Here is a 15291-nt window from a genome sequence, read left to right as displayed (position 1 = left end):
TGTGTTGCTTTTAAGGCTTGTGCCCGCGCGACAGGAACTCGTGGGACTGCATCTCCAGCAAGCGGCTCAGGGTGCGCTGGAACTCGAAGTTCAAACGGCCACCGGTGTACAGATCCTTAAGCTCAACTTCCGCCGAGATGATCAGCTTGACGTTGCGGTCGTAGAATTCGTCGACCATGTTGATAAAACGCCGCGCGATATCGTCAGTAGTGACACTCATCTGCTCCACGCCACTCAAGATCACCGCATGGAAGATCTTGCCCAGTTCGATGTAGTCGTTCTGGCTACGCGGGCCGTCGCACAGTTGGCGGAATTCGAACCAGGCCACGTCATCGCAGGTACGCAGGGCGATGATCTCGCGGTTCTCGATCATCAACTTGTCGTTTTCCACCGCCTGGGTGCATTCCGGTGTCAGCGCGCGGAAGCTTTTTTTCAAGCTTTCATGGGCCGCTTCGTTCAGCGGGAAGTGGAACAGCTCCGCTTGCTCCAGGTGACGCAGGCGGTAGTCGACGCCGCTGTCGACGTTGACGATCTCGGTGTGCTGCTTGATCAACGCGATGGCCGGCAGGAAGCGCGCGCGTTGCAGGCCATCCTTGTACAGGCCGTCGGGCACGATGTTCGAGGTGGCCACCAGGGTCACGCCATTTTTGAACAGCTCTTCCATCAGGGTGCCGAGGATCATGGCGTCGGTGATGTCAGAGACAAAGAACTCATCGAAGCAGATCACCCGCGCCTCGTCGGAGAAGCGCTTGGCGATGATAGTCAGCGGGTTTTTCTCGCCCGGCAGGGTCTTCATCTCTTCATGCACGCGCTTCATGAAGCGGTGGAAGTGAGTGCGGACCTTTTCCTTGAACGGCAGTGCTTCGAAGAAGGTATCGACCAGGTAGGTCTTGCCGCGTCCCACGCCGCCCCAGAAGTACAGGCCCTTGACCGGTGCGCGGTCTTTCTTGCCAAACAGCTTGCCGAGCATCCCTGGCTTGCTTTGCGAGGCCGCGAGCAGGTCGTCGTAGAGGCGCTGCAAATGACGCACCGCCGTTTCCTGGGCCGCGTCATGGAAGAACTCAGGGCGTTTCAGATCAGCTTGATATCGTTCTAGGGGCGTCATAATTTCGTTAGCAAGGCAACAAAAACGGGCCGTCACTGTAACGACGGCCCCGGATAATGGCAATCAACCCTTGGTCGGGTTAATCCTCGAGTGGCGTCAACGCAGTGCGCAAAGCCTCAATGCCGGCATCACGTGATGCACCGTCGGCGAACTCGGCGCCGTCGGCGACCACGGCGCCGTCCAGCCAGACGCTAAAACTCAGAGCTTCGGGGCGTACATCCAAAGCGTCGCCGCTTTGCAGTTGCTTGGTCACCGCGCCCGCCGCTTTGCCGTCGGCAAAATTGCGTGACAGCAGCAATTGCTCGCCATCGGCAGCCAACAGGCGGAAGCGAAAGCTGCCGTCGTCTTCGCGAAAACTCACAAAGCGCGCCGCTTTCGCAGCTTTCTTTTTGCTGGCGACCGGCGCTGCCGCCTGGTTGACGAACGAACGCAGGCCCACCGCTTCACGCAGCTCGGCCAGGAACGGCGCCGCCACGGCACGGGCTTTTTTGGCGCCTACCAGCAAGAGGTCTTCCATGTCCGATGGGCGCGACATCAACTGGTGGTAACGCTCGCGAGCTTCGCCCAGTTGGCCGTCGAGCAGTTGGAACAGACGGTTCTTCGCCTCGCCCCAGCCCAGACCTTGCAGGAGTTCGGCGCGGAACGCCTCTTCCTGGGCCTTGCTGGCAAACGCCTGGTACAGGGTGAACAGGTGTGAGTTATCCGGGTCCTTGGCTTCGCCAGGGGCGCGCGAGTCGGTGACGATCCGCGAGATGGCGTCCTTCATGTCCTTGGCGCTGGTGAACAACGGGATGGTGTTGTCGTAGCTCTTGGACATCTTGCGGCCATCCAGGCCCGGCAAAGTGGCGACGCTTTCTTCGATCAACGCCTCAGGCATGGTGAAGAATTCTTTGCCGTTGCCGAACAGGTGGTTGAAACGCTGGCCGATGTCGCGCGCCATTTCCACGTGCTGGATCTGGTCGCGGCCGACCGGCACTTTGTGCGCGTTGAACATCAGAATGTCCGCCGCCATCAGCACCGGGTAGCTGTACAGCCCCATGGTGATGCCCGCGTCCGGGTCTTCGCCGGTTTCCACGTTCTTGTCCACCGAGGCCTTGTAGGCGTGCGCGCGGTTGAGCAAGCCTTTGGCGGCCACACAGGTCAGCAACCAGGTCAGTTCGGGAATTTCCGGAATGTCGGACTGGCGATAGAACGTTACCCGGTTCACATCCAGGCCACCGGCCAGCCAGGTCGCGGCGATTTCCATACGCGAGCGCTGGATGCGCTGCGGGTCATCGCATTTGATCAGGGCGTGGTAGTCGGCCAGGAAGTAGAAGGAATCGGCATTTGCGTCCTGGCTGGCAAGAATCGCGGGGCGGATCGCGCCGGCGTAGTTGCCCAGGTGCGGCGTGCCGGTGGTGGTGATGCCGGTGAGGATACGGGTACGCGTCGTCATGGGTTTATCGCTTATCAGACTGCTATCAATTCGAGAGGCGCGGCAGCACCAGATCCTTCAGATCGGTGAGCTTGCCATGAAAAAAGTGCCCGCATTCTGCCACTTTCAGCAGCTCATGGGGGCGTTTCAAGGCGCCGGACCAGTCGTAGACGAGTTGCGGGTCGACCACTTCGTCGGTTTCGGGCTGGATCAGGGTCAATGGGCAGCCTTGGGGCAGTACATCCGTATCACGCAGGCGCATCACGGCGGCGGCGACCATGAACAGGTGCGCGAGTTTTTCGCCCTTGGCTTCCAGACGGCCACCGAGGCTGGCGGCCACGTAGCCACCAAAGGAAAACCCGAGCAAGGTGATCGGCAGGTCGGGGTGTTTTTCACGCAGCCAGATGACGGCCGCTTCGGCATCGTCGACTTCACCGGTGCTCATGTCATGCGTACCGGCACTGGCGCCGACGCCACGGTAATTAAAACGTAACGTAATCAAACCGGCATCGCGAGCCGTGCGTTGCAGGGTCGACACAACTTTATTGAGCATGGTCCCGCCTTGCACCGGGTTAGGGTGGCAGACCAGCGCCAGGCCACGTGGTTCGGGGTGGTCGAGGTACAAGGCTTCCAGTTGGCCCACCGGGCCATCGATCAAAACGGGGGTTTCACGCATGAGCAAGGATGAACTCCGTGACCTCTCAAGGGGTCGACTCGTCTAGCTAAAAGTCTGTGCATGGCATCATTGCGAGCTTAATCGCGGTATACAGCGCAGGTTTGAGCCGTTAACGTAAAGCAAAGCCGTTTATAGAGGAAGGACTCGTGGAACACTCGCTCTTAGTTTGGTTGTTGCCGACTCTTGCCCTGGTTGCCGGTGTCGCCATTGGATTCCTGGTTGCTCGCCTGCTGCCGAATGCCGCGCCTAACCGCACGCAGCGTCAGTTGGATGACATTCAGGAACGTTTTGACAGTTATCAGAACGAGGTTGTTACCCACTTCAATAGCACCGCGACCCTGGTCAAGAAGCTCACTCAGAGCTACCAGGAAGTACAGGATCACCTCGCCGATGGCGCAAACCGCCTAGCCCTCGACGACATCACCCGTCAGCGCCTGCTGGCCGCGCTGCATTCCGATGCTCCGCAAACCCCACGGGAACGCCTGACCCCACCTCGGGAAAACCAGGAGCCACCACGGGACTACGCACCCAAAACGCCAAACGCTCCAGGCATGCTGGATGAGCATTACGGCTTGAAGAAGTAAGTTTCTTCAAGCAAAAAAAGCCCGGCTGATCGAAGATCAACCGGGCTTTTTGTTGTCGCTGACTCGCGAAAACACTGAGGTCAAATGTGGGAGGGGCGTGCCCCCTCCCACACTGACCGAGTAAGACCTTAGGCCACGGGTTGCTCCTGCAGCCAACCACCCTCGATCCGCACATGCCGCTCATGGAAACGCTTGAGGCTGCTGCGATGTCCGACACTGACGATGCTCAGCCCCGGCAATTCATCGATCAACGCTTGATACAGCGTCGCCTCGTCCTCTTCATCCATGGCAGAGGTCGCTTCATCCATGTACAACCACTGCGGCGCGAACAACAAGGCGCGGGCGAATGCCAAGCGTTGTTGCTCGCCCGGTGAGAGCATGCGTTGCCAATGATTGGCTTCGTCCAGGCGCACGACCAGGTGCGCCAAGCGGCACGTTTGCAGGACCTGTGCATAACGTTCCGGCGAGTAGACGCTGTCTTCCTGTGGGTAACTCAACACGGCCTTCAGTGTGCCGATCGGCAGGTAGGGCTTCTGCGGCAGGAACAGGTAACGCTTGGCCGGCAGGCGAATGCTGCCGTGACCCGCCGGCCACAGATGGCCCATCGCGCGCAACAAGGTACTTTTGCCGCTGCCGGAACGGCCGCTGAGCATGACGCGCTGGCCCGGCTCAACGATCATGTTGGCGTCGGTCAGCAAGTGGCGACCATCGCCCAGGTTCATGCCCAAGCCTTGCACCACCAGGCGTTCACCCTGCGTGCTCACATCGATGGCTGCCGGGCGTTGCTCGTTTTCAGTCATGGCCTGCTGAAAGCTCAATAGACGGTCGCTGGTCGCGCGCCAGCCGGCGAGGTCGGAATACGCGCTGATAAACCAGCTGAAGTTGCCCTGCACGTTGCCGAATGCGGAGTTGATTTGCATCAACTCGCCCAGCTCGATCTTGCCGGCGAAATACCGCGGCGCCGCGACGATAAACGCAAAGACGATTGCAATCTGCTCATAGCCGGCGGTGAAAAACGTCAAACGCTTGGACACTTTCATGATGTCCCAATAGTTATGCCAGACCTTGCCGAACCGCGCGCTCAGACGCTGCTTCTCGTTAGGCTCGCCGTTGTACAGGGCGATGCTTTCGGCATTCTCCCGCACCCGCACCATGGAGAAACGCAGGTCCGCTTCGAAACGTTGTTGCTGGTTACTCAAGCCGATCAAACGACGCCCGATCAGGTGCGTCAGCCAACTGCCGACAGCGGCGTAGAGCAACGCGCACCAAAACATATAGCCGGGAATGGTGATGCCGAACACATCAATGCTGCCCGACACGCCCCACAAAATCACCGAAAACGACACCAGGCTGACGACATTGCGCAACAGCCCAAGGCCCAGGCTCAGGGTGTTGGAGGTAAAGCTGTTGAGGTCTTCGGAGATCCGCTGGTCCGGGTTATCGGTGTAGCCGCCCTGCTCCAACTGGTAGTAATTTTTGTCGCCCAGCCAACGTGCAAAGTGCTTGTCGGTAAGCCACGCACGCCAGCGAATAGTCAGCATCTGGGTCAGGTAGAGGCGGTACACCGCGCCCAGAATCGCCACCGTGGCGATACCGCAGAAATAGACGATCTGCTGCCAGAACGCAGCGGTGTCCTTTTTCTCCAGGGCGTTGTAGAAGTCCTTGTACCAATGGTTGAGCCACACCGAAATGGCCACGCTGAACAGCGACAAACCAATCACCACGGCCAGCAGCAGCCAGGCCTTGCCCTTCTCTTCACTGCGCCAGTAAGGCGTGATCATCGCCCAGGTTCGGCGCAAGAATTGCCCACGCACTGCGTCATTGACCGCGGAGTACTCAGCGTTCTGATTCATCGTTCAGGCTCGGTAGGAAAGAAGTGACAGGCGTTTGAACCGATCATAATTGATCGGTTCAGGGCTCCGTGCGGCCTGAAGCGGGTCGTTCAGCCTAGGTTCAGCGTCGTACCGGACGTTTTTGCAACTTGCGTTGCAGGGTGCGGCGGTGCATGCCCAGGGCACGCGCGGTGGCGGAGATATTGCCTTCGTGTTCGGTCAGCACGCGCTGGATGTGTTCCCACTGCAAGCGGTCTACCGACATTGGGTTTTCCGGCACCAGGGTGTCGAGATCGGCGTGCTCGGAAAGCAAGGCGGCCAGTACATCATCGGCATCCGCCGGTTTGCACAGGTAGTTGCAGGCGCCGCGCTTGATAGCCTCGACGGCGGTGGCAATGCTGGAGTAACCGGTGAGGATCACCACGCGCATTTCCGGGTCCAGTTCCAACAACTTGGGCAGCAGCACCAGGCCGGAATCGCCGTCCATTTTCAGGTCGAGCGCGGCGTAGTCCGGCAGGTCGGCCTGGGCGATGGTCAGGCCTTCTTCGGCGGAACCGGCGGTGCTTACACGGAAACCGCGACGGCTCATGGCGCGCGCCATCACGCGGGTAAAAGTGGCGTCGTCATCTACCAGCAACAGGTGCGGCAGTTCTTCGCCTTCGACTTGGATCTCGTCACTCATCGATATCTCCTCGTGCGACACGGGGCAGGCGCAGCTCGGTGAGCGTGCCACCTTCCTCATGACTATAGAGCTTCACTGAGCCGCCCGCGCGGGTCACGCTGGCCTTGCTCAAAAACAGGCCGAGGCCGAAGCCTTTGCCTTTGGTGGTAAAGAACGGTTTGCCGATCTGCTCGGCAATGGCCAGCGGCACGCCGGCACCGTGGTCGCGAATGCTGATGGTCACGTTTTCCATATCCCAGTCCAACTGCACGCCCAGGCCTTCGGGGCAAGCGTCGGCGGCATTGTTGAGCAGGTTGAGCAGCGCCTGGGTCAGGTCCGGCGGCGGTGCCATGCGCGGCACGGTACCCTGCCCCAGCAGATGGAAGCGGTAGCTGGCCTCGGGACGCATCAGGTGCCAGCGGTTCAGGGCCTCATCGAGCCAGTGGGTGACGTCCTGCATCTCCACCGCCAGGCGGCGATTGGCTTCGGCGGCACGCACCAGTTGCTGCAAGGTTTGCTTGCATTGCTTGACCTGCTCGCGCAATACGCCGAGATCTTCTTGCAGGACGGGGTCGTGGTGATCCTGCGTCATTTCGTTGAGCAAAACGCTCATGGTGGCCAGCGGCGTGCCCAACTCGTGAGCGGCACCCGCGGCCTGGGTGGCGACGGCCAGCAGTTGCTGGTCACGCAGCCCCTCTTCACGGCGGATAGCGCGCAGTTCTTCCTGGCGGCGCAGCTCTTCGGCCATGCGCGCCGCAAAAAAAGTGATCACGGCGGCGGACAACGCAAAACTCAACCACATCCCATAGATCTGCAGGTTTTCTCGGGCGATGGGAAACGTCTGCAACGGATAGAACTGGGCCAACAACAAGGTATACAAGGTCAGCGCGATGCCCGACAGCACCACCGAATAGCGCCACGGCAACGTCACCGCAGCGATGGTCAGCGGCACCAGGTAATACGAAACGAACGGGTTGGTGGAACCACCGGAGAAATACAGCAACACACTGTGGATAAATAAGTCGCAAGCCAATTGCAGGGCATATTCCAACTCGGTCACCGGCCAGGTGGTGCGCAACCGGATCGCGGTAAACACGCAAAGCACGGTGGAGAACCCGAGGGTCACGCCCAGTGGCAGCCAGGGCAGCGGCAGCAGGTCGAACCAATAGGCAAGCCCAACCGAACCGGCCTGTGCGGCCAGTACCAGGGTACGAATGAACGTCAGGCGCCAGAGGTTCTGGCGGGTGGCGGAAGTCAGTTTTACGGCGGCGAGCATGAGCTCTCCCGGTGGGCGCTGCTAGCAGATCGGCAGGAGTATAAACGAAGCAGGCCTGCCGGCACGGCGTGTGTGGCTCTTTGCCGCAGGCCACCCAAATGACCGCTCGTCGCCGCCCAGACAATTTGTAGCTGATGTGTAAACCCGAAGAACCCGACGTTACCGTCTACAGTCATACCGATACGAACCGCCCAAGGAGCTTCCATGTCACGTTTCACTCGCAATGCAGCCATCATCACCCTCAGCGTCGGCACCCTGGCCAGCGTTCCGGCACAGGCTGGCGATGACCTTCATTACAACCAGATCTCCCTGCGCGCCGAAGCCAGCCAGGAAGTGGCCCGCGACAAGATGATCGTCACCCTCTACACCGAGTCCCAGAACGCCGACCCGGCCAAGCTCGCCGCCGAAATCACCACCACTCTCAACAAGGCCCTGGGCCAGGCCCGCGAAGTCAAGGCCGTGACCCTGCGCCAGGGCAGCCGTAACAGCTACCCGATCTACGACAACAAGAACCAAAAGATCACCGGCTGGCGTGAGCGCGCCGAACTGCGCCTCGAAAGCGCGGATTTCCCGGCGTTGTCCAAACTCACCGGCGAACTGCTTAACACCCTGAAAATGCAAAACATGGATTTCGCCATCGCCGACGCCACGCGCAAAGCCAGCGAAGATGCCCTGCTCAAGGACGCAGTCACTGCATTCAAAGCCCGTGCGCAACTGGCCACCGACGCGCTGGGCGGCAAGGGCTACAAGATCGTCAACTTGAACTTCAATACCAATGGCTACCCACAACCTTACGCCCGTGGCGCGATGATGATGAAAGCGGCGGCCATGGAGGACTCGGCGATCCCTGAGGTCGAGGCCGGTACCAGCCAGGTCACGATGTCTGCCGATGGTGTGATCGAAGTTATTCAGTAGTTTTTTCACGGATAAAAAACGGCGCGACCTCAGGTCTGCGCCGTTTTTTTTCGGCTGTGCAATCGCAACGTTTGGTCATTAATTGCGACGTTTATGCGGGAATCGTGGCGGCGGTTTTCAACACCTACATACAGTCCCGCCTGACAAGGAGCGTGCAGCGGGTATGTATTCAGATCACCGCCGAGGAGCACCCACATGACTATCCGCCCCACACACCGCTTGCGACCCGCCGACTCAAAAAACCATCGTGTTTCAAACGCTCCGACAATAAGGAACCGAGGATGAATATAAATCCGAGTCCTTATGTGGTCGGCGCCCATTCACCCGCGCATAGCCGCCCTCCTCGATCGATTGATGAATCAGTCTCTGCCGATAACCAGCTGCCGGGCCAGGTAAATCGTGCAGAGGACAAAACGATCGGGCTTGGGCAAAAGCCGCCTCCAACGCCTCGGCACACAGCTGAATCGGCCCCCTACAACGCCACGATTTACGGTTCGAACACCGCGATGGCGCTGGATGCGAGCGTGTCCATTCATCAGCGGGAGCAGCGTATCGGTGCTTATGCCGATCGCGTAAAAACGCAGATCCGGAATATAGAAAGCGGCAGCGAAGGCGAAAGAAACGTTAAGTTCCAACGCGCACGCCAGTTCATGGAACCCGCAGGGTACTTCAGCGGGGGGTTATTGGCTGCGGGGGTCGACCCGCACGAAAAGATCACATTGACATTTACTTCCTATACGGGCTTGGGCAAACCAGAACATCTTACCGACACCGAAAAGCGTACTTATTTTGCTTGGGAAATCGCAGCGGGTGCGTTTGCTCACGACAAAGTAGAACGCGGCGGCCCGCTCAATTTTCATTTTATGGAAATCGACGAAATAGACCGGGGCAAGGTCAACGATCTGGAAACCATCGGTAAGAAACTTCAAGATCATTGGGAAAAAGAGATAGCGACACCAATGCGGAACGCCTCGGGCGTCATTGCGCGACGCTCAGGAAAATCGGATGCCTATGTATTAAAGGGCAGTTTACAAAGCCTCGCTAACAACAAGGACAGCTTTGAAAAGCTCAGTGCGCAAGCCCAAGCGGCAGTCAAGCGAACACTGGAGCAGAACGGCCAAGTTATCATTCCCAATATTTATGGCTACCCACTGGCGGATTATGCATTTGTTCCTTATACGCCCTATGACGGCAATTACAGGAATAGGCCTAATCAAGGCCTGATGATCGACTTACGACATGGCGCCGCCTATGAAATACATGGCGATAAGGGTTTTGTCGATTGGGCTAAAAACAATCGCAACCACCTGCAACTCAGCTTCAATGCCAGTGACCGGCAAGGAGGCCATGACGCCCATTGGCCAAAGGCTGGCGAGGTTCTTGATAATTTAATCGCCGACAATCACGCCACTTATCCTGGGTATCAAAACTTCCTCAAGGACCAGGCCATACCGATCCGGGAAACCTTTAATTACACCCGCGGGCGACACGCCGACTATCGGTTGAAATACGCCAACGTGGATAAAGTTGCCTCCCAATACCAGGCTCAGAACGCCAAAAACGCGGTATGGAACGACCAGACCGAGGTCTTTGGTTCTTCACAACAAAGCTGGAAGGCCGCAAAGGAATTTTGGGGCAATACCTTCGGCTACCTGCCCGTGGTTGGCAACGCCGGCAACATCGTCTTCGGCGTGCACGATGGCATCTATGGCATGACGGCCGAGGATCGCGTTGGCGGCAATGCCGCAGCCGTCATCTGCAGCCTGCAGCTGGTGCACGAGGTCGCAACCGCAGGGGCAGAGCGTGGCCTGGGCAGTGTCCCGGTGGCCCCCGACAACAGCGACTTCAGATGGCGGCTAAATCCGCAGACGAGCGATTTTGAACTGGTGCGCGTCCCCGAAACGTTGAACAACCGCGATCTGGCCTCAACCACACCCAAGGCAGCGCCTGATGTAGAACCCACCAACGAGCCCGCGCAATCCTTCCCGGGTATGCGGGAAATCGAGTTCAAGGATAAAAAATATTTCGTCGCTGATAAGCCTGATGCCAGCGACGGCGAGCATTACTTATTGCGCGTCAGGGACCCGGCTGACCCGTCGAAACTGGCGCACAGCGCAATTGTCGCCAAGCCTGACGAAGCCGGGGTCTGGCAACGACGAGGAATAGAGGGCGGCGGCATATGGCCTTGGAGTCGCGCACCTTCGAGCCCCCCCACAGAGAACGTGAAGATTCAGCCACGGCTTTCCGACGGATTCGATGTACTGGGCGATCCCAAGACCAGCGGTGCCGATCGTTTTGACAAAGTCTTTAACTACAACAGCAATACCGCTTATGAGCAATCGATCAGCAACTTCAACGAAGGGGACGTTCTTAAACGCAAACTCAATGTTTCCTGGAGCGTTGCAGAGGACAACTTCGAGGTTTCTTCCAGCGAAAAAGCGCAGCGCAACGAGCACAGTGAAACGCCCTACTCACAGAACTTTCTCAAGGATTTGAACCGTGACCGTTATACCGTCCAAATAAAGCAACCCGACGGTTACACCACGGTAAAACTGGACGCCTCGGGAAAAGCCGATGGTGAAACACTGGCCCTGCGACTCAAGCAATTTGAAAGTGCCATTCCCGACCCCCTCTTGCGCTCGCGCATCTCCGAAGTCGCGCATCAGGGCAGTGTAGCGCCCACAGCGGTCGAGTTGAAAATCAACCAATTACAGGAACATGTGGGATTTCGGGGCAAGGACACTCACTACATCATTACTTATGACCCACAAACACCTACGGCCCAGGTCAAACTGGAGGCTGACATCAACTTACTCGACCTCGATAACGATGCGGCGCCCATACCCGATATGGAGGTCACCGCGCGTCGAACCTTCGATATCGCAGAAACCAATGAACTGAACGAAGACGCAAACCCTTACGCCATTAATAAAAAGGCACCGTTCACCCTGACGGCGTCGAGCATCGTCGATCTAAAACAGTAACCACGCCTTCCTGATACAACATAACGGCGGTAACCTCGGTGACCGCCGTTTTCGTTTGAGCAGCCTTTATATACCTGCCCTATCAGGAGTCTCCATGGACAGAATCGCGTTGAAACCGCTCCTCCTCGCCGCCGGGCTGCTGGCGTTCATGCCGATGGCCCACGCCGCCAGCACCCTGGTCTATTGCTCTGAAGCCAGCCCCGCCGGTTTCGACCCGAGCCAGTACACCAGCGGCACCGATTTTGATGCGTCGGCCGAAACCGTGTTCAACCGCCTGACCCAGTTCAAGCGCGGCGGCACCGAAGTCGAACCCGGCCTGGCGACACGCTGGGAGGTGTCCCAGGACGGCCTGGCATACACCTTCCACCTACGTGATGGCGTCAAGTTTCATACCACTGACTTCTTCACCCCTACCCGCGATTTCAATGCGGACGATGTGCTGTTCACTTTCAACCGCCTGCTGGATGCCGACAGCCCGTTCCGCAAGGCCTACCCGTCCGAATCGCCGTATTTCACCGACATGGGCTTGAACACTACGATCAAGAATGTCGAAAAACTCGACGACCACACCGTGCGTTTCAACCTGAATAACGTCGACGCCGCCTTCGTGCAAAACCTGGCCATGAGCTTCGCCTCGGTGCAATCGGCCGAATACGCTGCGCAATTACTCAAACAGGGCACGGCCTCGGACATCAATCAGAAGCCGGTGGGTACCGGGCCATTTGTGTTCAAGCGTTACCAGAAGGATTCGCAGATTCGTTACTCGGCCAATAAACAGTACTGGAAGCCCGAGGATGTGAAACTCGACAACCTGGTGTTCGCCATCACCCCGGATGCGGCGTCGCGCCTGCAGAAACTCAAGGCCGGCGAATGCCAAGTCAGCGGCTACCCACGCCCCGCCGACATCGAGGTGATGAAACAGGACCCGAACCTGCGCGTGTTGCAGCAGGCCGGGTTCAACCTGGGCTTTTTGGCCTACAACGTCAATCGCCCGCCGCTGGACCAACTCAAGGTGCGCCAGGCACTGGACATGGCCATCGACAAGCCGGCAATCATCAAGGCCGTGTACCAAAGCGCCGGACAATTGGCGCAGAACGCCCTGCCACCGGCGCAGTGGTCTTATGACCCGACCATCAAGGACGCCCCATACGATCCGGCCAAGGCCCGGGCGCTACTAAAAGAAGCAGGGGTTGCACCGGGGACCACCATCAACCTATGGGCAATGACCGTACAACGCGCGTCCAACCCGAATGCGCGCATGTCGGCCCAGATGATCCAGCAGGATTGGGAAAAGATCGGCATCAAGGCCAATATCGTCAGTTATGAGTGGGGCGAATACATCAAGCGCGCCAAAAATGGCGAGCACGACACGATGATTTACGGCTGGACCGGCGATAACGGTGACCCGGATAACTGGCTCGGCGTGCTCTACAGTTGTGCCGCGGTCAAGGGCAGCAATTACGCCAAATGGTGTAACCCGGCGTACGACAAGCTGGTTCAGCAAGCCAAGCTGAGCAGTGACCGCGAGCAACGCATAAAGTGGTATCAACAGGCGCAAAAAATCCTTAAGGAACAGGTACCTATAACGCCTATTGCGAACTCGACGGTTTTCCAGCCCCTGCGCAAAGAAGTGAAAGATTTCAAGATCAGCCCCTTTGGGCTGACGCCGTTCTATGGCGTGAGTCTAGATAAGTAACAAACACGCACCAACCGAGTGCGCCAGACGCCTCGGTTGGGCTGTTTTAGTGCGCTGTTTGCACCTAAAAAACCCTCAAAATGTACGTAATTATGTCGAAACTTTCATAATTGCGACATTCCTGTACGTTCGTCCCACTCTTTGCGCCTTGCACCGGTTCAGCATCTTGCAATGGGTATGGCGCCTGCATAAGTATCCGCAGGCCGACTCACGAGGTCGCCCTCACCACCAAAAATGACAACAAATCATGAGGCCAACATGCTTAAACACGCAGTCCTTCCGTTATTAGTGAGCGCGGGCCTTATGGCCGCAGCCCCTTTTGCCCAAGCGGCAACTAACCTGGTGTTCTGCTCCGAAGGGAGCCCGGCCGGTTTCGATCCAGGCCAGTACACCACCGGAACAGACTTCGATGCCTCGGCCGAAACCATGTTCAACCGTCTGAGCCAGTTCGAACGTGGCGGCACCGCCGTTATTCCGGGCCTGGCCACCAGCTGGGACGTGTCCCCGGATGGCCTGACGTACACCTTCCACCTGCGCGAAGGCGTCAAGTTCCATACCACCCCGTACTTCAAGCCTACTCGTGAATTCTCGGCTGACGACGTACTGTTCACCTTCAACCGGATGATCAATAAAGACGATCCGTTCCGTAAGGCCTACCCCACCGAGTTCCCGTACTTCACGGACATGGGGATGGACACCAACATCAAGAACATCGAGAAAATCGACGAGCACACCGTCAAGTTCACCCTTGGCACCGTGGACGCAGCCTTCATCCAGAACCTGGCAATGAGCTTCGCGTCGATCCAGTCGGCTGAATATGCCGCCCAACTGTTGAAGAACGGCACGCCACAGGACATCAACCAGAAGCCGATCGGCACTGGCCCGTTCGTATTCAAGAGCTACCAGAAAGACTCGAACATTCGCTACACCGGCAACAAGGACTACTGGAACCCTGCCGATGTGAAGATCGACAACCTGATCTTCGCCATCACCACCGACCCGTCGGTGCGTATCCAGAAGCTCAAGAAAAACGAATGTCAGATCACCCTGTTCCCACGCCCGGCCGACCTGAAGGCGCTGGGCGAAGACAAGGACCTGAAACTGCCGCACCAGGCCGGTTTCAACCTCGGTTATGTGGCTTACAACGTGATGGACAAGGTCAAAGGCGACGACAAGCCCAACCCACTGGCTGACCTGCGCGTTCGCCAAGCGTTGGACATGGCGGTGAACAAGCAACAGATCATCGACTCCGTTTACCAAGGTGCGGGCCAGCTGGCGGTCAACGCCATGCCACCGACCCAGTGGTCCTACGACACCACCATCAAGGATGCCAAGTACGACCCGGAGAAAGCCAAGGCGCTGCTCAAGGAAGCCGGCATCAAGGAGGGCACCGAGATCGTGCTCTGGGCCATGCCGGTTCAGCGTCCGTACAACCCGAACGCCAAGCTGATGGCTGAGATGCTGCAGAACGACTGGTCCAAGATCGGCCTGAAGGTCAAGATCACCAGCTATGAGTGGGGCGAGTACATCAAGCGTTCCAAAGGCGGCGAGAACCAGGCCATGATCATTGGCTGGAGCGGCGACAATGGTGACCCGGACAACTGGCTGAACGTGCTGTTCGGCTGCGATTCGCTGAACGGCAACAACTTCTCCAAATGGTGCGACAAAAAATTCGATGGCATCGTGAAAGAAGCCAAGGCTACCTCGGATGTCGCCAAACGCACCGAGCTGTACAAGCAGGCGCAACATATCCTCAAAGATGCAGTCCCGATGACACCTATCGCGCACTCGACGGTGTATCAACCCATGCGCACGACCGTGCAGGACTTCAAGATCAGCCCGTTTGGCTTGAATTCCTTCTACGGCGTGAGCGTAAGCGGCAAGTAAGGACCACTGGCGGCGACGTTTCCTAACGTCGCCGTTATTGCATCCGCCAGGCCCGTATGAAACAGACCACGTTCGCAGTCGCTGCTTCCTACAGAAATGAACTGCGGTACGCGACTCCGTTGCCTACAGGGTCAATCCTATTTGGCGCATTTACTGCGAAGTCCTCGGCCCATAACGTCGTAGGACAGCAGAGGCTTCAATTTGGGAAAGGCACTTGCTGTGCGTGGGATCAGTGATGTCCTCCTGGCCGAAAGCCAGGCT

General features: G+C 58.1%; 11 protein-coding genes. 5 read left to right on the top strand and 6 right to left on the bottom strand.

What is annotated here, in order from left to right:
* Window positions 1–10 precede the first annotated feature (10 nt).
* From zapE to KSS96_RS04990, 3 genes are all read right to left on the bottom strand, one after another.
* A complete protein-coding gene (zapE, locus tag KSS96_RS05000) occupies window positions 11–1105 on the bottom strand; it encodes a cell division protein ZapE (RefSeq protein WP_017530121.1) in 1095 nt (364 codons plus the stop codon).
* A 79-nt stretch (window positions 1106–1184) separates the two neighbouring features.
* A complete protein-coding gene (locus KSS96_RS04995; RefSeq protein WP_017530122.1) occupies window positions 1185–2540 on the bottom strand; it encodes a tryptophan--tRNA ligase in 1356 nt (451 codons plus the stop codon).
* Window positions 2541–2565: 25 nt separating this feature from the next.
* Entirely contained in the window at window positions 2566–3195 is a 630-nt protein-coding gene (locus KSS96_RS04990) for an alpha/beta hydrolase (protein WP_116078465.1), read from the bottom strand.
* A gap of 146 nt (window positions 3196–3341) precedes the next feature.
* Between KSS96_RS04990 and KSS96_RS04985 the strand changes: the two genes are divergently transcribed.
* Complete coding sequence (locus KSS96_RS04985; protein ID WP_003171734.1) at window positions 3342–3779, top strand: Z-ring associated ZapG family protein; 438 nt, start codon at window positions 3342–3344, stop codon at window positions 3777–3779.
* A gap of 128 nt (window positions 3780–3907) precedes the next feature.
* On the opposite strand, the gene KSS96_RS04980 is transcribed toward KSS96_RS04985, so the two are convergent.
* The 3 genes from KSS96_RS04980 to KSS96_RS04970 form a co-directional block, all read right to left on the bottom strand.
* Window positions 3908–5632 (bottom strand): ABC transporter ATP-binding protein/permease, encoded by a 1725-nt coding sequence (locus KSS96_RS04980; RefSeq protein WP_065877299.1) that lies wholly within the window; start codon window positions 5630–5632, stop codon window positions 3908–3910.
* Between the two features lie 100 nt (window positions 5633–5732).
* Window positions 5733–6293, bottom strand: a complete 561-nt coding sequence (locus KSS96_RS04975) for a response regulator transcription factor (protein ID WP_003171731.1) — start codon at window positions 6291–6293, stop codon at window positions 5733–5735.
* On the bottom strand, window positions 6286–7548 hold the full coding sequence (locus KSS96_RS04970; protein WP_017530125.1) for an ATP-binding protein: 1263 nt from the start codon (window positions 7546–7548) through the stop codon (window positions 6286–6288). Before KSS96_RS04970 ends, KSS96_RS04975 begins: the two co-directional genes overlap by 8 nt.
* Before the next feature lie 204 nt (window positions 7549–7752).
* On the opposite strand from KSS96_RS04970, the gene KSS96_RS04965 reads away from it, so the two are divergent.
* From KSS96_RS04965 to KSS96_RS04950, 4 genes are all read left to right on the top strand, one after another.
* A complete protein-coding gene (locus KSS96_RS04965) occupies window positions 7753–8463 on the top strand; it encodes an SIMPL domain-containing protein (RefSeq protein ID WP_065877300.1) in 711 nt (236 codons plus the stop codon).
* Between the two features lie 281 nt (window positions 8464–8744).
* On the top strand, window positions 8745–11447 hold the full coding sequence (locus tag KSS96_RS04960; protein WP_225913310.1) for a hypothetical protein: 2703 nt from the start codon (window positions 8745–8747) through the stop codon (window positions 11445–11447).
* Between the two features lie 94 nt (window positions 11448–11541).
* Window positions 11542–13143 (top strand): ABC transporter substrate-binding protein, encoded by a 1602-nt coding sequence (locus KSS96_RS04955; RefSeq protein WP_017530128.1) that lies wholly within the window; start codon window positions 11542–11544, stop codon window positions 13141–13143.
* A 258-nt stretch (window positions 13144–13401) separates the two neighbouring features.
* A complete protein-coding gene (locus KSS96_RS04950; RefSeq protein ID WP_017530129.1) occupies window positions 13402–15030 on the top strand; it encodes an ABC transporter substrate-binding protein in 1629 nt (542 codons plus the stop codon).
* The last annotated feature ends 261 nt before the right edge of the window (window positions 15031–15291 follow it).

Source organism: Pseudomonas asgharzadehiana (assembly GCF_019139815.1).
In the GTDB taxonomy this organism is placed as follows: Bacteria; Pseudomonadota; Gammaproteobacteria; order Pseudomonadales; family Pseudomonadaceae; genus Aquipseudomonas; species Aquipseudomonas asgharzadehiana.
Note: the sequence above shows the minus strand (reverse complement) of the source record. Positions and strands in the feature narration are given on the sequence as shown.

Bases quoted from the DNA above. Each gene is read 5' to 3' on its own strand.
- KSS96_RS04960 (WP_225913310.1), top strand. From the start codon at position 8,745: ATGAATATAAATCCGAGTCCTTATGTGGTCGGCGCCCATTCACCCGCG.
- KSS96_RS04995 (WP_017530122.1), bottom strand. From the start codon at position 2,540: ATGACGACGCGTACCCGTATCCTCACCGGCATCACCACCACCGGCACG.
- zapE (WP_017530121.1), bottom strand. From the start codon at position 1,105: ATGACGCCCCTAGAACGATATCAAGCTGATCTGAAACGCCCTGAGTTC.
- KSS96_RS04970 (WP_017530125.1), bottom strand. From the start codon at position 7,548: ATGCTCGCCGCCGTAAAACTGACTTCCGCCACCCGCCAGAACCTCTGG.
- KSS96_RS04990 (WP_116078465.1), bottom strand. From the start codon at position 3,195: ATGCGTGAAACCCCCGTTTTGATCGATGGCCCGGTGGGCCAACTGGAA.
- KSS96_RS04975 (WP_003171731.1), bottom strand. From the start codon at position 6,293: ATGAGTGACGAGATCCAAGTCGAAGGCGAAGAACTGCCGCACCTGTTG.
- KSS96_RS04980 (WP_065877299.1), bottom strand. From the start codon at position 5,632: ATGAATCAGAACGCTGAGTACTCCGCGGTCAATGACGCAGTGCGTGGG.
- KSS96_RS04965 (WP_065877300.1), top strand. From the start codon at position 7,753: ATGTCACGTTTCACTCGCAATGCAGCCATCATCACCCTCAGCGTCGGC.
- KSS96_RS04955 (WP_017530128.1), top strand. From the start codon at position 11,542: ATGGACAGAATCGCGTTGAAACCGCTCCTCCTCGCCGCCGGGCTGCTG.
- KSS96_RS04950 (WP_017530129.1), top strand. From the start codon at position 13,402: ATGCTTAAACACGCAGTCCTTCCGTTATTAGTGAGCGCGGGCCTTATG.